The following is a 20,637-nucleotide window of genomic DNA, read 5'->3' as shown; positions in this document are numbered from 1 at the left end:
CAAATAATAACAAAAATCAGTCTAAATTCGCTTAGTCAGAAATAACCCAAGTCACATCTTCATGTAACAAAATAACCGCTAGGCTGACAATTGTGCGATCAACTCCCCTTTGCTATTAATCTTGAGTTTTCGATACACGCGCTTGATATAAATTCGGACGGTATCCAATGAGATGTGATATTGTTGGGCAATCAATTTATAACTCAAACCCTCCACAATGCCATTCGCAATCTGAAGTTCCCTTGCAGTCAGCATATCTTCATATTTTTTTGAACTAAAAGCCTGCTCAATTAAAGCCCTATTGATAGTTGGGCTTACAAATGACCCTTGATTTAAGGTGATGATTATCGCATGGAACAAGTATTGCAGACAGGTGTCTTTTAAGACATAACTGACAGCACCATTTCGAAAAGCTCTACGAACAGTTTTTACATCAGCAAGTTGCGTCAATACAATGATCTCTGTTTCCGGATACATTTTACTCACTTTTTCGATAATCGTAGCATCTTGATGTTGAATATCCAGTATAATGACATCAGGTCGCAACGGATGCGATCCCATAGGTAACATGCTTGATGCTGAATTAAAAAGAATATCTATAGGAACTGGCTGACCATCCAGACAATTTTCTATAAGGATCCTTTTTATGTTTACTCTTGAATGCTCGTCGCTATCAATTATGCCCACTTTAATCATGATACGTTACGCTTTAGTTAAATACTGGTTAGTACATAAAATATTCAATAAATTAAACTCGTTGTTTAAACTTATTATTGAATACCAACACTTTTGATTAAAGATAACATTTATAAAAGAAAAAAATAGTTTGATTTTTAAATTTACAGCATAAATACTGTGTGGACACGAATTAAATACGATCAAAAAGCCATTTTTTTAGCCTTCACGAATTAATTATTAATTATTTCACAACAAATATCTTTGTAACATTTATAAATAAAATGATATTCAGAAAGTTATTTACCTATCTCTTTTTCAAAAGAGGCATCATGAAGAAAAACAAGTAAAAACAGTTCACACATTCCGAATTAATGACGAACTAACTTAAAACTTTTACCTATGTACCTCTTAAAAAACCCCTTTAGAAACATAATTTAACTACCTCTTGTTTGTATAGCAGAATTGACGAGTAAGATTAGAGGAAAACATCAGCCTATCTGATATGCACTTACCCACTATTGATATATCTGGCTCGAATGGCAAAACAGATGCGACCATGGAGCACCGCAGCAGTCATTGGTCGACAGTTTGACCGTAGGCCTGCAAAGCAAAAGCAGGCAAAAGCGTACGCGTATCGAGGTTGACCTGATCACCATATTGACCTTTCAAAGCCGGATAAAGTTGTCCATCATAAGCAAGTGCGAGACCATCTTCAAACCAAAATAGTGGCAAATGTCTATTGCCTACATCGCAACAAAAATGACCGATGGTAGTCAGGTCATCTGTTTGGAGTACGATACAGGTACAAGGTTTGATGTGTATTTGAATAGTAAATTGCGAAGTAGAATAAATGATCTCACCACTTTCGAGTGGCGGAGCATCAGCACGATATAGGCGAACAAGACGCCCCCCTTCAGTTTGTCTTGTGAGGAGCGTCTTGTTGACTTCATACCAATCAATATACAACACATCTACTACTGCCTCGTCATATACTGTAACCTCGTTTTGATCTCTTTCTATGATCAGCATCATCGTATTAATTGCTTGAAAGCGCTTTCTTCCTTTTAACGGATCTTTTGACCACCGAGTTTCCCGCAGCGTTGCTTTTCTTCTTTACCGTCTGTTTCTTCGTTGGCTCAGGCACAGCTTCCGCTCCAGTCAACTTTTCGATCTTCAAATTTGTAGATTCAGTTACTCCAGCCTCTACTAAATTTTCACCTTTACGCTCATCCGCCTGTTGTTTCAGTTGTCTTTCCTCTTGCATATGTTGTGTAAAATCCCAGCACAACTGCCCCAACATACCCATAAAATCATAGAGCAGTTCACCATCGTGCCCTAATGCACGGAGCATGACGATATCATCTGCCGCCTGCGTAAACCCATAGGTAATATCGCTGTATTCGAGTGTGAGGATTTCATCCAATTCGGCTTTCAGTTCTTTGGCAAATGGCGCCGAGAATAGAAAGGTCGCTTGATGTGTATATCCCTCAAAGAACAACAGTTTTTTTATCGGTTGTTTGGCAGGCGATAAAAATTGGTTATCCATCAAGATCAACGTATCATTGCGGTATATTTTGGTGGTACTGTGGAGGCTATTAAAAACAAAAGCCTCTTTCATATGGATCCTTCCCGCAGCTATGATATCTGCCCAGATCAACACCGCATCACCTGTTAGATAAATACTGTTGTCCGCTTTAAAGATCGAATCTTTAAAAGGAGTCACTGGATGAGGGATATAATAAAAAACAGCTCGATCATCGATATGTGCCACCGTGGTCTGGCGTGCACCTCGTTTCATGGGATGTAGTTTATTGAAAGACTGTGTAAATAGCTTTAACTGCGTATCGGGCTTCATATGAATACCAATATCGAGCGTATCTTCATCCATAATACCGGGCGACGCACTCATGATGATCATCTCCAGATGTTCCTGGAGCCGAGGTGCTCCATAATGTGTGAGTTTATAAGGCGCATTGTGGCCACTTTCTTTCAAAACACTATACGTTCCCTCTTTACCTACATGTAGCTGAATGACACTTTCCATCTCCTTATTGCTCTAATAATGCATATTTTTTTAACCAGTTTTTCACATCTTCTAAGCCTTCCAAGGTCATCAGATTGGTAAAAATAAACGGTCTCTCACCCCGCATACGTAACGTATCTTGACGCATCACTTCCAGATCCGCATGCACATAAGGAGCCAAATCGATCTTATTGATGATCAACAGATCGGAACGTGTAATCCCGGGACCACCTTTACGCGGCATTTTTTCACCCTCACCCACATCAATCACAAAAATGCTGAGATCGGCAAGATCAGGACTGAACGTAGAAGTCAAGTTGTCTCCACCACTTTCCACAAAGATGATTTCCGTATCTGGAAAGCGGTCTGCCAATTCTTCTACCGCTTCAATATTCATAGAAGCATCCTCCCGAATTGCTGTATGCGGACAGCCACCCGTTTCTACCCCAATAATGCGCTCCGCAGGAAGAGCGGAGTTTTTCTGAAGAAATTGCGCATCTTCACGCGTATAAATATCATTGGTAACGACGCAGATGCTATAATCAGCCGTCATGGATCGTACCAATCGTTCGATCAGGGCCGTCTTGCCAGACCCTACAGGTCCACCCACTCCTATCTTAACGTAGTTTCTTGTTGCCATTTTTATTAAGAAATATAAATTCGTGTATATAATTTTTCGTGCTGCATACAGCGTATATCCTGTGCTACACAACAGTTTCCGATCAGATCATCGCTCAAATGGGGTTGTTCCGCTACCAAGCGATCGATCACAGGCTGCAGCTTAAACAAAATCTGCTGCGCATCCATCTGACTAATCGGGACCAGCTTAGCACAATTGGTTACCATACCATTCAGGGCGTTATAATAAAATGCACTTAGGGCATCTTGATAACTGATGTTTAACGCCTGTGCGTACATGGCAAAAGCGATGGCATAATGACCATGAAGGGTATGACTACTAATTGCTTTGAGATAAGTAGAACAACGTTTTACAGGATGTAATTTTTCCGTTAGCTTCAAAAAACGAAGTCCCAGCTTCCGGCTTGCTTCCCGGATTTCATAAGGTGCTTTTAACACCGTCACCAAGGCATCGAGTTCCGCAATTTTCTTTTGAGAAGCCCGCTTCACGCAGAGCTCCCAAGCTTTGGAAAAAAAAGCAGCATCGTTGTAATAAAAATTATGCTCCAATAGCGTTACCGCATATTCTTCTGCCGATTTGCTATCCTGGACGATCTCCTTCGTAATGTAGGTCTCCAACCCATAGGAATGCGTAAATCCTCCAATGGGAAATACCGAATCATTGATCTGGAGCAGCGTTAATAGTGGATTCATATGCTTATTATAGTTGTAAACTAATTTTTTTCTGTGCCGGATTGTACTGGTGCATCACCAGTGTACTTGTTCGTTCAATCACGCGATGCTCGATCTTGGGCTGCAAACCTCTTCGGGTGAACAGGTCAAACAGTGGCTTTTCAAACGCCGTAATAACTTCTTGCTGATCATTGATAAAAATGGGAATATGCCTATTCCCTATTTCAAAGCAGGCATAGGCCATCTGTTTCGGACCAGCCGCTCGGAAAACAAGGCAAGAACAAGGCAATATCTGGACTACAATACAGAAGCCCAGATCTTGATCACGGTAAAGCAGATCCCCATCCGACAATTGCTGGCTGGTTAAATTTTTGAAACCGATTTCACGTCCTCCTACCGTAATCGCTCTGATGATCCGCTTTGTGGTATCGAACCATTCCAACTGGAGAAAATCGACCTCCATAGGTTGTGGATCTTTCCCGATATTGCCTAAAATTGTTCTTGCGATCAGCATCCAACTCATTTTTAGAACAAGAAAAAACGTTGTGCCATCGGCACTTCTTTCAAAGGGTCACAAACAGCCAACACGCCATCTACCGATACCTCATATGTTTCTGGATTCACCTCAATATTGGGGGTTGCATCATTATGCACCATATCTTTCTTGCGAACCGTACGACAGCCCTGCACCGGTAAACTTACCCGCGATAAGTTTAATTTTTTGATATTTCCGTTTTCCAGAGAAACTTTCGAAACAAAATTGAAACAGATGCGCTGCAGAGCTTTACCATAATTACCAAACATAGGACGATAAATAATCGGCTGTGGTGTTGGAATAGAAGCATTGATATCGCCCATTTTCGCTCCCACGATCATGCCCCCTTTAATAATCATCTCTGGTTTAACACCAAACATGGCAGGCTTCCACAAAATCAAATCGGCAATTTTCCCAGGCTCGATCGAACCGATATATTGATCGATACCATGCGCTTTAGCCGGATTGATCGTATACTTTGAGATATAACGTTTCACCCTGAAGTTGTCGTTATTGTTTGATTTATCTTCCGCCAAAGGACCTCGCTGGATTTTCATCTTATGTGCGGTCTGGAAAGTACGGGAGATCACCTCACCTACACGACCCATAGCTTGACTATCGGAACTCATGATCGAGAATACCCCCATATCTTGTAAAATATCTTCCGCAGCGATACTTTGCGGACGGATTCGCGAATCTGCAAAAGCCACATCTTCTTTTACATTCTTATCCAAGTGATGGCACACCATCAGCATATCCAGATGCTCTTCTACCGTATTGACCGTAAATGGTTTGGTCGGATTGGTCGATGCTGGTAAAATATTCGGGTACATCGCGATCTTGATGATATCGGGAGCATGACCACCACCGGCACCTTCGGTATGGAAGGTATGGATCACCCGTCCATCAATAGCAGCCACGGTATCCTCCAAGAAACCCGCTTCATTTAAGGTATCCGTATGGATCGCCACCTGCACATCGTATTTGTCTGCAACACGAAGTGCTACATCGATGGTAGCAGGAGTTGCTCCCCAATCTTCGTGGATTTTTACGCCCAATGCCCCAGCTTCGATTTGCTCCTCGATCGGTCCTGTCGTAGAAACATTACCCTTACCAAAGAAACCGACGTTAATCGGTAAATTTTCAAAAGCTTCGAACATACGCTCCATAAACCATTTACCTGAGGTTACGGTAGTTGCATTGGTTCCATCTGCCGGACCTGTTCCACCTCCTATAAAAGTCGTCACACCACTATAAAGTGCCGTTTCCACTTGCTGTGGTGATATAAAGTGAATATGGGTATCAATACCTCCAGCCGTCAAGATATATCCTGCACCACCATGTACTTCTGTTGATCCCCCAATCACCATCCCTTTGGTAATACCGTCCTGCACATCGGGATTACCCGCTTTACCAATGCCGACAATCTTACCGTCTTTAATACCGATATCACCTTTTACAATACCCCAATGGTCAATAATGATGACATTGGTGATACAGAAATCCAGCACCTCTTCATCACGCATGGCTCGTGCAGACTGTCCCATTCCATCACGAATGGTCTTTCCACCACCAAATTTATTTTCTTCACCATAGACCCCAAAGTCTTTTTCAATTTCAATAAAAAGCTCCGTATCTGCTAGACGGACTTTATCGCCCGTGGTTGGTCCAAATAGCGCCGCATATTTATCTCGTGGGATATACAATTCCCCATCTATATATTTTACCGATGATTTGTCTAAACCTAATTTATCTAAACCCAGAGCGTCAAGTCCCATCGTGGCTGTACCTAGTGTACCCAGTCCGACCACTTTAATCCACTCTCTTCTATTCCATCCTGCCATAATTATTTCGTACTTTTAAATTGCTGTTGTTTTGCCTTTTCCAATGCCGCTTTTTTCACCTTTTCATCGGTATACTTGCCATTAGTCAAACCATTAAATCCATGAATTTCCTTGTTCCCGCCCATTTCAACCAGAATAACTTTCTTCTGTTCTCCCGGTTCAAAACGTACCGCTGTACTCGCTGGAATATTCAAACGCATTCCAAAACTCGCTTCTCGATCAAAAGACAGCATCTTATTCACTTCAAAAAAATGATAATGTGATCCGACCTGAATCGGACGGTCACCCTCATTTTTTACGGTAACACTCGCGGTTCTATAACCTACATTTGCTTTCAGTTCTCCTTTTTTGATGATGTATTCTCCTGGTACCATATCGTATAGTTGTTTTAATTAACGGATTGGGTTATGAATGGTAACTAACTTGGTCCCATCAGGGAAGGTGACTTCAATTTGCACATCGTGAATCATTTCAGGAACACCTTCCATCACCTGGGAACGCTTCAATAAGGTGGTCCCATATTGCATCAATGACGCCACAGACTTTCCGTCGCGAGCCTCTTCCATAATCTGTCCGCTGATGTAAGCGATACACTCCGGATAGTTTAATTTTACCCCTCTTTTTAATCTCTTGGCAGCAAGTTCTCCTGCCAAGTGAAGCAATAGCTTCTCTGTTTCTCTCGGTGTTAAACGCATAATGATCTATTTAAATTCAAAACTTTTTGATAAAAGGTTCTCGATACGAACGAATGGTATAAAGTACATCGATGCTATGATCCAGAACTGTACGCAGGACAATTTGCCCTTGAACCTGTTATTTAAGGTGTATTAAAAAATGATATTAAAGGGCTGGAATGGTGAAATAAGTTCCCAATGTCAGTCGATTAAATTGTTGGTTCGGACGATCAAACTGGCGATCAAAAGAGACGGTATTACCGACATATCCCAGGTAAAAACGCAAATCTTGTTTCTGAAACGGTTTATGTTGTAAAGCTGCAAAGTAGGTCAAGTTGCGGCGAAAGTCTCTGTCGATATCAGCATCTTTTTTCATTCCAGCAGTTTCATATCCTCCTTTTAGAGCAAGTTCCCATTTATCGCTCAGCATGCGATCGTAGCGCGCTATAACTGATGTATAGGTGACATCCTGTGCCAACACCCGATCGCTATTTGTTCGTGCATAAAAATCATTCATCGCTGCCGACGCAATCAACGCATGATCAACCGCCAGGTAACTATACTGCAGGTCTACATAGAGCATATCGCGATCTGTTTTTAGTTTATTGGCCAAAGAAATACCATGATTGGTTTTATGCTCGGCCAACTGGGAGACATTATACGACCATTTTGTGCTGATCTTTTTATCCCAAAACGATCCGATCCACGTCGCATAGGCACCTAGAGGCGTACTGGAAGCCTTTAAGTCACCCATCGCATATCCATTTTTGCTGTGTAGATCTGAGAAACTATCGTTGATGGTATTATAAATTTGAAGGTGAAGGGAATGTGCCGGATTCAGCTCATAGGATAGCGTTCCTCCGACGACAAAAAGATTGAGGATGCGGTCCACATAGTCGGTAAACATAAATTCGTAAATGGGGTTATTCTCAAATTCATAACTTCCCACCAATGCACTTTGCTTTCCTGCCGTAACCGCCCATTTATGGTCCTTTCCAAATTTGTACTTGATATAAGCCATATCTAATGCACGCGAGGCATTGTCCTGACTTGTTGGAGCAAAGGAGCGGTTGAGGCGGAAACGAACACGGTAGGACAACTGCTCATTATAGTCCCCTCGCAGTAAGATCCGTGCTTCATCCAGATTGATCTTATTGGTCTTTTCACTGTTGCCCATCGATTCTACATTTAGGCCGGCACGTAGAAGCACATCCTGGTGAAAAAGATCGGAGGTCAGAGGTTCCGATTTTTTTAAGGAATCTGCTTGCTGTAGGGTATCAACAGCTTTTTCTTGTGCTATTGTGCCTTGCGTTATACAGACAATAAAAAATAAAGATGCGGCAATTGCTGTTACTTTTTTCATTCGAATATACTTGTCTTTTGATGGCGATCAAATCCGAATGGCTATACCTCATGCTTGAGCAGTCGTATAGCGCTATCGATTTGTCGTCCAACACATTTGAAACAAGTATATCACAAAGAGATAAAAATGTGATAAGAGCGAAATTAGAGCGAGATTAGAAAATATTATTTTGGAATATAGACACTGACAGATGTTCCCTTATTTTCGATCGAAGATACTGAGAGTATGGCTTGATGCAATTCAAAAATATGTTTGGCCAGCACTAATCCTAATCCGTTTCCGTAGATCGCCCCCACATTGGATGCCCTATAAAAAGAATCAAAAATATGTGGCTGATCATGCAGTGGGATACCGATACCGTGATCCGAAATTTTGACGACTACGAGATTTAAATGACAGACCAATGAAATCGTTACCGTTTTATTATTACCGTACTTACAGGCATTGGAAACAATATTACTAAAGGCAATATAAAATAGATCTAAATTGACGAAGATATTCATTTCACTACTATCTTCAGGAATATGAGAATAATCCAGAAAGATTTCACAGTCTGGATTCATGCTTTTTTCACTTTTTTGTACCTCATACAGCAGTTCATCAATCCGAATCCATTGCTTATTCTCGATCTTTCCATCAAAACCGGTACGTGACAAAAGCAAAAGATTATTGATGATCAAGTTCATCTTAGCCGCATGCTTGGCAATCGCCTCAACCGAATAATAAGCCTCATTGGTTTTATCCAAATGCTGCAGCGCTAGTTCTGCTTCGCCTCCAATAATGGTCAAGGGTGTTCGCAAGGAGTGCGATGCATTGCCAATAAAGCTCTGTTGTGATTTGACCGAAATATCCAACCGTTTCATCATCGCATTGAAATTAGAAATCAATACCCCGATTTCATCCTCTTCATTCGAATATTTATTCTTAACCCGCTTGTCCAAATTAGAAATATCGACCTGGGTCAATTCTTTATTAATCGCATTAATAGGGGCCAACAGACGATTGGAAAAATAAAAGGCGAGCAAGAAAACCAGTATAATAGCGAATAGTCCACCTGTCAGTAAGGTATGGTCGAGCATCTGTTGTTCATCGTGCCCATATTCATCGATGCCTTCAGAGATCACAAGCAGATTTTCTTGATGTAGAGAATCGACAAAATACATCCCTACATAAGAAGTTTTGTGATGCAAAAACTGTACTTTACCTTTTACTATAGCCTCTTCATAGAAGGAGTCGGGCAAAGGAAGGTCTGGTTTATACCGGAGATCAGTATGTCCTTTTACAATGCGTAATAGATAATCTTTTCCTTCTGCGAGCTGACGTAGATATTTGCGCGTGACTTCATAATAGACTTTGTTGTTATAGGCATCATTTTGGATGGTATGGTTACCGACGATGGTGGCATTCTCTTCCAGTCGATGGTAAAATTTCGTCTGCAGGCTATCCTTTGTAAAATAAGATACGTAAAGAGCAAAGGATACAATATAAATGACCGAAATGGCCGAAAAAAGTGCAATGACTTTGGTTCTAATTTTCATTTCTCAAGATATAACCCATTCCGATGACCGTATGAATGAGTTTTTTTTCAGTGGGATAATCAATCTTCTTACGGAGGTAGTTGACATAGACATCAACGACATTGGTACTCATATTGAAATCGATCCCCCATACTTCTTCGAGTATATCGACACGAGAAAGAATTCTATTTTTATTGACCATTAAATACTCCAGCAATCGGTATTCGGTCGCGGTCAGGATAACCGATTTGCCTTCACGCTGTACATTTTTACTATCCCGGTCCATCACCAGATTATCGACCGTGATGGTATTGCTTGTGACCGTTTGCTGTCTCACTTTTCGAGATTGCCGATTGATGCGCGCCCGAAGTTCATCCAATTTAAAAGGTTTTGTCAGGTAATCATCGGCATCTCGGTTAAAGGCTTCGACAATATCTTCCGTTTGATTTAATGCACTCAGGATGAGGATAGGCACATCTTTATTCGTTTTGCGAATATTTTTACAGATTTCCAAGCCGTTCATACCCGGTAGCATAACATCGAGGATAATCAAGTCATACGAGTTGAGACCTGCCATTTTTAAACCCGTATATCCGTCCATCGCGACACTTATTGAATGGTTTTCTCCTTTCAATCCCCTTTCAATCAACGAAATTACAGATGGTTCATCTTCTACAAGTAATATTTCCAAATTCCTTTTTTTTAGTAACCTAGTTAGTAGTGACCGAGTAACCCCTAACCATCTAACCTAATAACTTTATAACCTTCTAACCTATTAACTTTATAACCCAGTAACTTCGTTAGCAGTGACCTAGTAACGAAGTAATCCCTAACCTAATAACCTAATAACTTTATAACCTTCTAAACCATTAGCTTTATAACCTTCTAACCTTTCAACAAGATACAAAAATACATAAATTTAATAAAAGCAATTTATATGGGTATTTTGAGTTGGATTTAGTAGAGGGTATTATTATTCTCCCTCGCGCAGCTGATCCATGCAAGCAACTGACAGAGAAATAAGAAAAAAATCGTGATCGCCAGTACATAACAACTTACTCCGGCAACCCCTCCTACAACATCCGGATCGAGAAAAGGGTATGGATACCATCCTGTTATCGACGCACGAGTAAAGGTATAAATAACCCATAATAAGGGGAAAATCAATAAGTAAAATGAATTGATGGCTGTAATCGGCTTTTTAGAAGGCCATAGCAACCACCATATTGTAATAAAAAAAGGTCCAAATTCATGCAAGATAAAATTGCTCCAATTAAAGTGGGTTGGATCGACATCTACCGCTGTATTGCGCAACAGGACAGCAAATACAATACCCGTCACAACCATATAGAGTACTGCAGCAGCACGCAGGTATCTAAACCATTGTCCTAAGTTTTTTTTTCTTAAGATGGCAACCGCAGCAATCAGATAGGTAGCGGTAGCAATCAGATTACTTTGAATCGTAAAATAGCTGAATCTATTCCATCCATAACCATGCGATTGGGGATCCGTCTGCCAGGCCGACCAAGGTTCAATTGCCGCTATCGTAAACCATGCCATGATCATCAAGACCACAGCATTGAGCCATTTGATATCTTGGGGTAGTTCTGTTTCTTTCATGGCAATTCCTTATTTTAATGATGCATATCAGCAATATACCGGATCATGAACCTGACGTTATACAGCTGATAGGTCATAAACAATTCTAAACTGCATCTTGTTCCAAAAAAAATTTAAAATTTCTACAGCGCATGATCGCTTTCCTGTTGATGATGCATACCAACTCTATCAAAAATACAGAAATACTTTTAAATTTAGTGACGAAGTGAAGTAGTGACCGAGTGACGTAGGAACTTTATAACCTACTAACTTTCTAACCTTTTACCCAATAACCCACTACTTTACAACCCCTTAACCATTTATCCAAATTATTCTCATACCTTTTTTATTCCAACTGCTTCTTTATTTCTAAAAAAATTGGTTTCTTTGCATCAGTTCATACTTTATACGGAGGCTTAGCTCAGCTGGTTTAGAGCACTACCTCGACAAGGTAGGGGTCACTGGTTCGAACCCAGTAGTCTCCACAAAAAAAGAGCATCTTCTCGAGGATGCTCTTTTTTTATGTGTATTCTATAATAATTTCAGTTTTAAGATACTGCTAATACCAGCTCATATCTGACCGAACGACCCGCACCAACTTGTTGAAAAATACCCATTTCATGCATTTCTTGTAGGTCTCGATCTGATTTAACATCTTCATTCATTGCTGTTAACAAACCATTCATCTCTCCAAGTTCACGAACAAAATTAATCGCTATCGTGGGTAATGTATCAATTGAATAATGAAATTTGGGCCAGTCTTTATATTGCCAATTATACATGTTGAGCCAATTAAAGTAAATAATCGGCTCATCACTATTTTTTGAAGAAGAATTATATCGGATTTAAAACTATTTAGTATTACAACAAATTTTCAATATCATCCATATCTTTAGGTCTATTACTCTCTCTTTTAGCAGCTATCAACTGACTTTTATGTAATGTTCTTATTTTTAATTCATCATCTTCAAATAAGATAGAGCTATCGTAATTCTCTTTAAAATCTAATCCTTTTACTTTAACCATAATGTCGATGGCAACTGGTGGAACACCAAATGTGAAGACGTCCCATATAGGGTGAGATAAGAAGTTTTCCTTAGTCATATCAAACACGGGCATACCAAAATCTAAAAATGCATTTTTTAATTTTGAATAGTTTGTTTCAGAACGTTCTACCCAAATATCCATATCACCAGTTGTACGAGAATAACCATGCAAAATAACGGCAAAACCACCAACTAAAATATATCTTACTTCATGTTTATTCAGAGCTGTCAAAAAATCTCTGAAATCCTCATTAAAGATATTTCCCATCATAATTATACTCTTGAAACTGCTTTAAATTTTGTCTTATCCATTTTGGGAGGATTATCAAGTGAAAAATTAAAAGCAATACTATTCAGATAAAAAGCCACATGAAGACGTTCTTTCCAACTCATCTCTCTGTAATAAGGAGCGTGATTAGATGCTTCTGCTGCTGTCTGTGCTTTAAAAGCTGTCCTATCCATTCTAAATGTCTTCATATATCAAATTTAAATAATAATATTGATAATGCACCCCATGTACTGATCCACTCATTAATATGAGCTCTTAATTCCTATAACAAATATGGGCAACAGTTATCACAACCATTAAAATTTAGCAATCAAACTTCTGATATTTCAGCAATACTTAATTAATACTGCTTTTTCTTCTTTAGCTGCAGCCCATACCCCATCGTCCATTCGATAAAATCAGCCTTTCCAGCATGTGCTTTAATGGAAACTCCCGTAAAGATATCCCGATACACCTTATACCTTACCCCTGCTCTCAAGTAAATGGGGCTACTCTCGCCATTAAATTTATTGCGGTGCAAATAAGCACCAACATTACCATTTAAATATAATCTGGAGTTGAGTACATGATCGATATAAAAGGCCGGACCATAGGAAAACAACGCTCCAACAGAGCCAGCTTGGTCTCCTGCCACTTGTTCATCATGGCCACTTGCCGAGTAAAACGCATCCATACCCGCACCAATACGCCATTTATAGCCCAGATGTTTACTGTAATAAGCCCCTAAAGTCGATTTGAAATATTGCTTATCATTTTCGCGATCGATCTGCTTAAATCCGAAAGCATAGTTGAATCGCAGTTCTTGGACTTCTTCCATCGGTGGGATTGAAGATTTTCTAAAATCAAAGGGTTGACTTGATGGACTATAGGAAACAGATAAGCTTAGAGGCAACAAATTGATCCCCGTATTGGGCAATGCCAGTGCTCCATTGCTAAAATGATGGAAAGCAAGACCAGCCCCTAATTGGAATTTTTGACTCAATCGATAATTTGCTTGTACTCCAAGGTCGATATACACATTATTTTTACTACCAATGATTAAATTCAGTGGATTTTCTTCCTCATTATAGGGATTGAATCGACCCGATAAACCGAGTGCTATGCGATAATTAAAATTCCATTTACTATTTACTTTAGGAGCAATTGGAATGGCTACGAAGCCATATACAGCGAAGGGATCTCCAAGATGTTCCTGTCCAAATGTACTGCTATACACGCCAATACCATAGATGGGGTAATTGTACAATTCATTATACAGACTTTGCACCGAATCTTTATACTGGCTCTGGAAACCAACACGAAAATTAATTCCATTGTAATAGGAATCAGCCAGTGTCTCTTTGGTACGCTCATTCATTTTTAATTCGCCACCACTTTCATGTTCCAGTTGAAATATTAATCTAGGCTTTCCCGAACCCTTTGTTTTACTGGAGTCTAATGAACTTGAGATACGAGGACTCACCTGAGCGACCAATGAAAAGGAAATAAATGCTAGGGCGATAAAAATCAGAATTCTTACTGTCATGAAATGGGAGCTTAACTTAAAAGCGGATTAATTTGTTTTCAACTATGATTAACTCAGAGTCAAGATTTGAAAACGCAAAGGTAACAACTCCGCATTCAATTGCAAAACGCAATCCACTAAATTACTATTCAGCATTTAGTTACCTAAAAATGGATTTGCAAAAATAAGGTATTGGCAAGCTGTTTTCGGATTATCTAGTGTATTTGGTTAACATTAAAGATTGCACCCTATTGATTGAATTTTTTAAAAAAAATACATGATGCATGTGCATATTAAAACCGAACCCGATACAATAACAAAGAGGTTAAAGACAGAAAGATCATTTGAGCATATGCCAAAATGATCTTTCCGATTTCAAAAATTTATAATTTATAACCCTACATTATCTAAAAAAATCTTTCTTATTCCACATAACCAGGGTTTTGCACTAGCAATGGATTTTTTCTTATTTCATCACGAGATAACGGCAGGAAATAGACCTGATTTTTCCATACCCGGTTTTCTTTTGTATTGAATTCCTGCGGTACATATTGATAATCATAAATTGACTCATCATGTTTATAGATATTTGCCAATGATTTTCCTGGTTTAAAAGTAGCAGTAACATTCACGATAGTCACTTTACGCCCAATGGTTTCGTCTGCGATCAACCATCTTCTCGTATCAAAAAACCGTTGTTCTTCATAAGCCATCTCGATACGTCGTTCATGACGATATATATTACGCAACGTATTTTGATCAGTAGCTGTAATAGCAGGCATCCCGGCTCTAAACCTAATTCTATTCAGCCAAAGTTTAGCTGTTTCAATTTCCCCCAATTCAATAGATGCTTCCACATAATTAAAAACAGCTTCCGTATACCTAAAATATGGCCAAGGGACAAATTGTCTAGCCTGAGCATCGATAATACTCGGATCTGGATCGATAAATTTATGAATATAATAACCTGTCCAAGTTCCATTGTGCGCTTCTTTCGGCCCCTCCTTTGTATCTAATCCCGCCACTCTGCTCACCTTTCCATTTATAATCAGGTCATATTTACCTGTTTGAATTTGATTAGCTGGATCAGACGGATTATTTCTAGGTTTCCAATCTGCACCATCATACAAAATAGAGGCATAAAAACGTGGGTCTCGATTTTTATAAGGATTGGATTTATGCACGGCATTATTCCAGTCAAATTTAGTCCCGTCGATCATTTCATAGTCATCGACCAACAAACCAATCGGCTGGTTGCCACCCCAGTTATTATAACCATTTGGACCATTATCCCGAGCATGAGTAGAACTTTGCTCGGTAATGAAATAACGTGCGTATAAGATATCAGAGGCTGCTTTCGCATCAATACCTGGGGCTTTACTGCCCCCCCCCATAGCAATACTTTTATAGTTTTGCGCACCCTGTTCAGGTGTTTCAGGTTTTGTTAAATCCCACTTATAACCTGTACCTGCATCAAGCACAGCCTTAGCGGCTGCTTGTGCTGCACGATAGCGTTCTTGTTGTGATCCACTTGTATAAGCCAATAAAGGTAACTTTTCTGCAAGGTCACCCAGGTCTTTCACTTTGGCGGTCAACTTGGTCTGATCATGCAGATCACTAGCAGCATAAATGAGCGTTCTTGCTTTTAGCGCCAAGATGGTCATGGGGTTAATACGTCCTTTTTCTAGCACCTTACCATTTAAGAGTTTAATCGCCTCATCACAATCTTGTACGATCTGATTGATCCCTGCCTCATATGATCCGCGTTCCTTGGCATAGATAGTTGGATCTTCACTATATTCGTAACTTTGAGTAATAAGCGGAACACCACCATAATAACGCAATAATTGGTGGTAGCAATACGCTCTGATAAAATAAGACTGCGCTAATAATTCATTTTTCACCTGTCTATCACTGATGCTGTTTTTGGTATCATCACCAAGTCTTTCGATAGCAATATTGCTAAATCGAATATAGGTATACATGCGCTCCCACCATCTTGATGTGCCCCCCCATCCTTGATTGGCACCATTGATATTTCCCGAATTTAAGAGCAGAAAGGCGTCAGTATGATTCCATAACGACTCATCAGTAGCCGAAGCTTGCATCTGCTCGGTAAAGCCCGAGTTACTCGCCTCAAAAACATTATAGATATCACTGACAAATTTTTCAGCTAATACCGGATCCTGCCATGTCGTTGCATCCGAAAATGCATTTCTTGGCTCAACATTGAGAAAATCGGTACTGCACCCCGTAGTGAATAAAAACACTGCAGGCAACATATATAAGAATTTATTTTTTATTAATTTCTTCATTTCAGTTGTATTATTGATTAACGATCTAGATTAAAATCCTGCTTTTATGCCGAAAGTGATGATCTTAGATTGCGGATAAAATTGACCTGATCCACTTTCCGATTCCGGATCCCATATTTTGATTTTATCGAAAGTGAGCAAGTTCATGCCATTGGAGTAAAAGCGAATCGAATTCATACCGATTCTTTTCACAAAATCGTTTGGTAAATTGTAGCCCAGCTCCACATTTTTCAATCTGATATAATTGGTACTTCGTATCCAGTAGGTATTATCAGTCGATGTATAGTAGGTATCCGAACGATTAGTAAGACGAGGGTCCACATCACTCGGATTGTCTATACTCCAACGATTATCATAGTTCCACTCGAGGTAATTCCCTATAGAGCCAGACTCTGTCGGTCCCATTCTGCGCATACCACCAGTAGCTCCCTGAATCAATACACTTAAATCAAACCCCTTATACTGTGCACCAAGTACCACACCTCCGGTAAATGTAGGCGTACCATTTTTATCCAGACGCACGCGATCATCACTGGTTATTTTTCCATCGCCATTATAGTCGACATACTTCATATCACCCGGCAGGAGTGTTCCATTTTTTAATCCGAGCGGACTATAATCTACAGTGTTGGCATCTATGTCCGCTTGATCCTTAAATACGCCATCATATAGGTAGACAAGCCAAGAGTCTGTCACTTTTCCGATCTGCTGCTGGTAGGGTAATGTATTTGCTACATCACTTGAATACTGCACATTATTCTTAGCATAACCGCCATTCACACCTACGTTATAAGAAAAATCCCCCACTCGATCCGAATATGTTAATTTAAATTCATATCCTTTATTCGTCAGATTACCTAAGTTGGCAATGGGCAAGTTGCCGGAGATACCGCTACTGATCGGTACTACTCCAGGATTTTTTGTCAGAACACTTGTGCGTTTATTATAAAAATAATCAAACTCCAAAGTCAGCTTATGATTTAAAAAGGAAGCATCCAATCCGATATTACTATTGTTGGCAACTTCCCAAGTAAAATTAGGATTAGGAATTGTACTTTCATATAAGGTTTGGTACAGCTTATCACTAAAGACCCCTTCCCCTGTATTCATCAAGGATAAGTATTTGTATTCTTGGAAAGTGTTATCATAATACGCTTCCGCCCCCATCTGTCCCCATGAACCTCTCAGTTTTAAGTTATTAATGAACGAGATATGATCTTTAAAAAACCCTTCTTCAGACACCCGCCAACCAGCAGAAATACCTGGGAAAAAACCGAATCTTTGATTGGTTGGAAAAACATAGGATCCATCCACTCTCCAGTTAAACTCGAGCATATACTTTTCCTGATAGTTATAATTCACCCTTCCATAGTAGCTCAACCGTGCTCTATCGTATACATTTTCGTTACCTAAAGTTTGACGATCTCGATCTCCAAAATTCAACTGCTCGAGCAATGTAGAAGCAAAATCTTTTCGGGCGGCAAAAAAACCATTATTATGCACCGTTTCACGTGTCAGACCAGCGATTGCTGAAAAATTATGTACACCATTAAAGGTTTTATCATAAGATAGTAAAGCGGATAGATTGATGGCCAGTTGATCTTCTGCCGCTTCACGAAGTTGCGCCTTAGGCTCTATCCCTTTAGGTATATACCCAGAAAGTACAGGGGTCACCCCATCAGCCTCAAAAGTCGCATTATCCCATTCGTATAACGTCCAAGGAGTTTCCCATCTTTTCGATCTGCCCCAATACTTATCGAGAGAAGCTGTTCCCGTCAATTTTAATCCTTCAACTCCCGGTATTCTAAAATCTATTGCGCCCGTATTTTGTAAATAATCGCGCGTGTTACGATCATATCCTGTCTCACCCGTCGTAATCACCACTGGATTAGCGCCGTTCTCTAAATCGGGCCCTGGCAATCCATTTGGCCATGTTGCCACACTAATCGGAAGTCCCCGAATAAGCGATCTAAAGATATCTCCTGCTCCCCTGGTCGGGAAATTACGAGATTCTTCTCGCCCAGTAATTCCCCATCGAGCAGTCACATATTTGCCTAATTTAAACTCCAGGTTTGCACGAAGATCATATTGTTTAAAAAACGTTGCCGAATTTTTATAAATCGCATCTTGATTTAAATATCCGAACGAAATCAAATATTTTGTATTCTCTGTTCCCCCATTGATCTGCAAATTATGTCGTTGTTGCGGTGACCAGTCCTTGATTGTAGCGCCAAACCAATCCGTATTCGGATAACGTAATGGATCTGAGCCATCCATATATTTTTGACGTACTTCTGGTGTATAGGCAGGGTTCTGCACACCATTTTTTCCTGTATAGGTACCATCACCGGTATTGATTTGGTTCCAGATATCCCCCCACTTACTTGCATCCTCTGGATACACTTTTGTTACCTCATTCATGATAGAAGTATATTGAGCCGAATTTGCCATTTTGGGTGTTCGAGTCGGTCGTTGTATACCATATGAAAAATCGTAAGAAAACTGGGGTTTACCAATCTTCCCTTGTTTCGTGGTTACGAGTATAACACCATTTCCGGCACGTGATCCATAAATAGCAGCAGATGCGTCCTTCAATACCGATACACTTTCTACATCATTCGGATTGATACGATCCAGTCCACCGGCCCTTTGTGGCACTCCATCTATCACAACCAATGGGCTCGTATTGCCTCCTGATAAAGAATTAATCCCACGAATACGGATCGTAGACCCATCACCTCCCGGTTCGCCATTAGATTGCATGGCTGTTACACCAGGCAAGCGTCCAGCAAAAGAGTTTGAAAGATTAACTGACGATGATTTAGCGAGATCCGAACCTTTTACTGTGGCAATTGCGCCCGATACAACCGCCTTTTTTTGCGTTCCATAACCGACTACAACAACTTCTTCTAGACCTTGCACAGAACTTTCCAACGTTACCTGCAGTTCCCCGTTAGCTGGAGCTGCAATTTCTTTCTCTCGATAACCTACAGCTGTTAAAGTCAACATAGTGTTGGCAGTCACATTAATTCTGAATCGCCCTTCTTGGTCTGTAGAGGTCGACAATGTGCCACCTTTGACCTTAACAGTGACGCCTGCGATACCTTGCCCTTGTTCATTTACAACGCGCCCGCCGAGTTCCAGTTGTGCATCAGAAAGAGCACTATACTCCCCTTTCAGATGTTCGATCCGATTACGTGAAAATTCATTGCCAAGATCATTTGCCTGCGCGCCATTTGCGATCAAAAACAAGAGTAATCCCAATGAAAGATTTCTTTTTTGGTACAGATGCCGACATCCATATCCATTGGTTGTTAAAAATGATTTCATTATCATAATTTGGTGTTTATGCTTTGGTTATTTTCCAAATAGATTCAAGAATATAGTACTGATTCTTGACAGCCCCTTCCTTGACATGATTTATAATCACGTCAAATCAATTGCTATATAACTGATTTATATGCTGAATTTAGAAAATATAAATGTCAATTTAACACTTATTTGAAATAAAAAAATTATATACAAACATAACAAACTATGTATCAGAAAGAAATGTTCAAAATTAAAAACTAAAAGCGCTCCAATGCAACATTTATATTTTCTCTGATATCACCTATTTATACAAAAGAAATGATGAGACCTGTCGTTAGTTCTGACTCTAATGAAGCAAAGCAGCTAAATTGTCAAGCCTAAACACAACCTGCGTCATTACCAAAAAAAAAGAGCCGGAGTAAACCAGCTCTTAATTATTAAGGAATTACACAGGAGATAATGATGATCAAAACTTCACGTTTATTGGAGCTTATTCTGCTACTTTCGCTTCGTCACTTTTCCTAAGAGACGGCTAGTTACATAACTTACACATGTTCCTACGGCAGCCATCAATGCTGTTTGTAGAAGATCTCCGAAAGAAAATGAAGCCCATATCGAGCAGATGGT

The 20,637-nt window shown here is 39.9% G+C and carries 19 protein-coding genes and 1 tRNA gene; 1 reads left to right on the top strand and 19 read right to left on the bottom strand.

The genetic code is table 11. The features are described from left to right. Positions 1-78: 78 nt before the first annotated feature. The 13 genes from C8N37_RS05750 to C8N37_RS05690 all read right to left on the bottom strand — a co-directional run bounded on the left by C8N37_RS05750 (position 79) and on the right by C8N37_RS05690 (position 11,565). Positions 79-696: a LuxR C-terminal-related transcriptional regulator gene (locus C8N37_RS05750; protein WP_108158021.1), complete on the bottom strand. Its 618-nt coding sequence runs from the start codon at positions 694-696 to the stop codon at positions 79-81. Between the two features lie 555 nt (positions 697-1,251). Beyond that, on the bottom strand, positions 1,252-1,710 hold the full coding sequence (locus C8N37_RS05745; RefSeq protein ID WP_108158020.1) for an urease accessory protein UreE: 459 nt from the start codon (positions 1,708-1,710) through the stop codon (positions 1,252-1,254). Positions 1,711-1,714: 4 nt separating this feature from the next. Beyond that, positions 1,715-2,722 carry an urease accessory protein UreD gene (locus tag C8N37_RS05740; protein WP_108158019.1) on the bottom strand — a complete coding sequence of 336 codons (1,008 nt, stop codon included), beginning with the start codon at positions 2,720-2,722 and terminating at the stop codon, positions 1,715-1,717. 4 nt (positions 2,723-2,726) lie between these two features. Then, positions 2,727-3,341, bottom strand: coding sequence for an urease accessory protein UreG (gene ureG / locus C8N37_RS05735; protein WP_108158018.1), 615 nt, complete (start codon positions 3,339-3,341; stop codon positions 2,727-2,729). A gap of 5 nt (positions 3,342-3,346) precedes the next feature. Then, on the bottom strand, positions 3,347-4,033 hold the full coding sequence (locus C8N37_RS05730; RefSeq protein ID WP_108158017.1) for an urease accessory protein UreF: 687 nt from the start codon (positions 4,031-4,033) through the stop codon (positions 3,347-3,349). A gap of 7 nt (positions 4,034-4,040) precedes the next feature. Further along, complete coding sequence (locus C8N37_RS05725; RefSeq protein WP_186812807.1) at positions 4,041-4,526, bottom strand: urease accessory protein UreE; 486 nt, start codon at positions 4,524-4,526, stop codon at positions 4,041-4,043. 11 nt (positions 4,527-4,537) lie between these two features. Continuing rightward, entirely contained in the window at positions 4,538-6,391 is a 1,854-nt protein-coding gene (gene ureC / locus C8N37_RS05720) for an urease subunit alpha (RefSeq protein WP_108158015.1), read from the bottom strand. A gap of 2 nt (positions 6,392-6,393) precedes the next feature. Beyond that, positions 6,394-6,765, bottom strand: a complete 372-nt coding sequence (gene ureB / locus C8N37_RS05715) for an urease subunit beta (protein WP_108158014.1) — start codon at positions 6,763-6,765, stop codon at positions 6,394-6,396. 18 nt (positions 6,766-6,783) lie between these two features. Then, a complete protein-coding gene (ureA, locus tag C8N37_RS05710; RefSeq protein WP_108158013.1) occupies positions 6,784-7,086 on the bottom strand; it encodes an urease subunit gamma in 303 nt (100 codons plus the stop codon). Between the two features lie 145 nt (positions 7,087-7,231). After that, positions 7,232-8,428 (bottom strand): porin, encoded by a 1,197-nt coding sequence (locus C8N37_RS05705; protein WP_108158012.1) that lies wholly within the window; start codon positions 8,426-8,428, stop codon positions 7,232-7,234. Between the two features lie 164 nt (positions 8,429-8,592). Beyond that, positions 8,593-9,966, bottom strand: coding sequence for a HAMP domain-containing sensor histidine kinase (locus C8N37_RS05700; RefSeq protein ID WP_108158011.1), 1,374 nt, complete (start codon positions 9,964-9,966; stop codon positions 8,593-8,595). Beyond that, positions 9,956-10,636 (bottom strand): response regulator transcription factor, encoded by a 681-nt coding sequence (locus tag C8N37_RS05695; protein WP_108158010.1) that lies wholly within the window; start codon positions 10,634-10,636, stop codon positions 9,956-9,958. Before C8N37_RS05695 ends, C8N37_RS05700 begins: the two co-directional genes overlap by 11 nt. 266 nt (positions 10,637-10,902) lie before the next feature. Then, positions 10,903-11,565 (bottom strand): Pr6Pr family membrane protein, encoded by a 663-nt coding sequence (locus C8N37_RS05690; RefSeq protein WP_108158009.1) that lies wholly within the window; start codon positions 11,563-11,565, stop codon positions 10,903-10,905. Between the two features lie 389 nt (positions 11,566-11,954). Here C8N37_RS05690 and C8N37_RS05685 point away from each other — a divergent pair. Further along, positions 11,955-12,029: transfer RNA gene (locus tag C8N37_RS05685), tRNA-Val, on the top strand. A 63-nt stretch (positions 12,030-12,092) separates the two neighbouring features. On the opposite strand, the gene C8N37_RS05680 is transcribed toward C8N37_RS05685, so the two are convergent. From C8N37_RS05680 to C8N37_RS05655, 6 genes are all read right to left on the bottom strand, one after another. Then, complete coding sequence (locus C8N37_RS05680) at positions 12,093-12,326, bottom strand: DUF4172 domain-containing protein (protein ID WP_108158008.1); 234 nt, start codon at positions 12,324-12,326, stop codon at positions 12,093-12,095. Positions 12,327-12,405: 79 nt separating this feature from the next. Next, entirely contained in the window at positions 12,406-12,861 is a 456-nt protein-coding gene (locus C8N37_RS05675; RefSeq protein WP_211322204.1) for a DUF6036 family nucleotidyltransferase, read from the bottom strand. A gap of 2 nt (positions 12,862-12,863) precedes the next feature. After that, positions 12,864-13,067 (bottom strand): hypothetical protein, encoded by a 204-nt coding sequence (locus tag C8N37_RS05670; protein WP_108158007.1) that lies wholly within the window; start codon positions 13,065-13,067, stop codon positions 12,864-12,866. Positions 13,068-13,219: 152 nt separating this feature from the next. Continuing rightward, on the bottom strand, positions 13,220-14,404 hold the full coding sequence (locus C8N37_RS05665; protein WP_108158006.1) for an acyloxyacyl hydrolase: 1,185 nt from the start codon (positions 14,402-14,404) through the stop codon (positions 13,220-13,222). Positions 14,405-14,805: 401 nt separating this feature from the next. Further along, positions 14,806-16,698: a RagB/SusD family nutrient uptake outer membrane protein gene (locus C8N37_RS05660; RefSeq protein ID WP_108158005.1), complete on the bottom strand. Its 1,893-nt coding sequence runs from the start codon at positions 16,696-16,698 to the stop codon at positions 14,806-14,808. A 30-nt stretch (positions 16,699-16,728) separates the two neighbouring features. Then, a complete protein-coding gene (locus tag C8N37_RS05655) occupies positions 16,729-20,028 on the bottom strand; it encodes a SusC/RagA family TonB-linked outer membrane protein (protein WP_108158004.1) in 3,300 nt (1,099 codons plus the stop codon). Positions 20,029-20,637 lie beyond the last annotated feature (609 nt).

Origin of the sequence: Sphingobacterium faecium, from assembly GCF_003054045.1 — a bacterium.
Taxonomy (GTDB): Bacteria; Bacteroidota; Bacteroidia; order Sphingobacteriales; family Sphingobacteriaceae; genus Sphingobacterium; species Sphingobacterium faecium.
This window is presented reverse-complemented; position numbering and strand designations above follow the sequence as displayed.

Bases quoted from the DNA above. Each gene is read 5' to 3' on its own strand.
- C8N37_RS05750 (WP_108158021.1), bottom strand. From the start codon at position 696: ATGATTAAAGTGGGCATAATTGATAGCGACGAGCATTCAAGAGTAAAC.
- C8N37_RS05745 (WP_108158020.1), bottom strand. From the start codon at position 1,710: ATGATGCTGATCATAGAAAGAGATCAAAACGAGGTTACAGTATATGAC.
- C8N37_RS05740 (WP_108158019.1), bottom strand. From the start codon at position 2,722: ATGGAAAGTGTCATTCAGCTACATGTAGGTAAAGAGGGAACGTATAGT.
- ureG (WP_108158018.1), bottom strand. From the start codon at position 3,341: ATGGCAACAAGAAACTACGTTAAGATAGGAGTGGGTGGACCTGTAGGG.
- C8N37_RS05730 (WP_108158017.1), bottom strand. From the start codon at position 4,033: ATGAATCCACTATTAACGCTGCTCCAGATCAATGATTCGGTATTTCCC.
- C8N37_RS05725 (WP_186812807.1), bottom strand. From the start codon at position 4,526: ATGCTGATCGCAAGAACAATTTTAGGCAATATCGGGAAAGATCCACAA.
- ureC (WP_108158015.1), bottom strand. From the start codon at position 6,391: ATGGCAGGATGGAATAGAAGAGAGTGGATTAAAGTGGTCGGACTGGGT.
- ureB (WP_108158014.1), bottom strand. From the start codon at position 6,765: ATGGTACCAGGAGAATACATCATCAAAAAAGGAGAACTGAAAGCAAAT.
- ureA (WP_108158013.1), bottom strand. From the start codon at position 7,086: ATGCGTTTAACACCGAGAGAAACAGAGAAGCTATTGCTTCACTTGGCA.
- C8N37_RS05705 (WP_108158012.1), bottom strand. From the start codon at position 8,428: ATGAAAAAAGTAACAGCAATTGCCGCATCTTTATTTTTTATTGTCTGT.
- C8N37_RS05700 (WP_108158011.1), bottom strand. From the start codon at position 9,966: ATGAAAATTAGAACCAAAGTCATTGCACTTTTTTCGGCCATTTCGGTC.
- C8N37_RS05690 (WP_108158009.1), bottom strand. From the start codon at position 11,565: ATGAAAGAAACAGAACTACCCCAAGATATCAAATGGCTCAATGCTGTG.
- C8N37_RS05680 (WP_108158008.1), bottom strand. From the start codon at position 12,326: ATGTATAATTGGCAATATAAAGACTGGCCCAAATTTCATTATTCAATT.
- C8N37_RS05675 (WP_211322204.1), bottom strand. From the start codon at position 12,861: ATGATGGGAAATATCTTTAATGAGGATTTCAGAGATTTTTTGACAGCT.
- C8N37_RS05670 (WP_108158007.1), bottom strand. From the start codon at position 13,067: ATGAAGACATTTAGAATGGATAGGACAGCTTTTAAAGCACAGACAGCA.
- C8N37_RS05665 (WP_108158006.1), bottom strand. From the start codon at position 14,404: ATGACAGTAAGAATTCTGATTTTTATCGCCCTAGCATTTATTTCCTTT.
- C8N37_RS05660 (WP_108158005.1), bottom strand. From the start codon at position 16,698: ATGAAGAAATTAATAAAAAATAAATTCTTATATATGTTGCCTGCAGTG.
- C8N37_RS05655 (WP_108158004.1), bottom strand. From the start codon at position 20,028: ATGAAATCATTTTTAACAACCAATGGATATGGATGTCGGCATCTGTAC.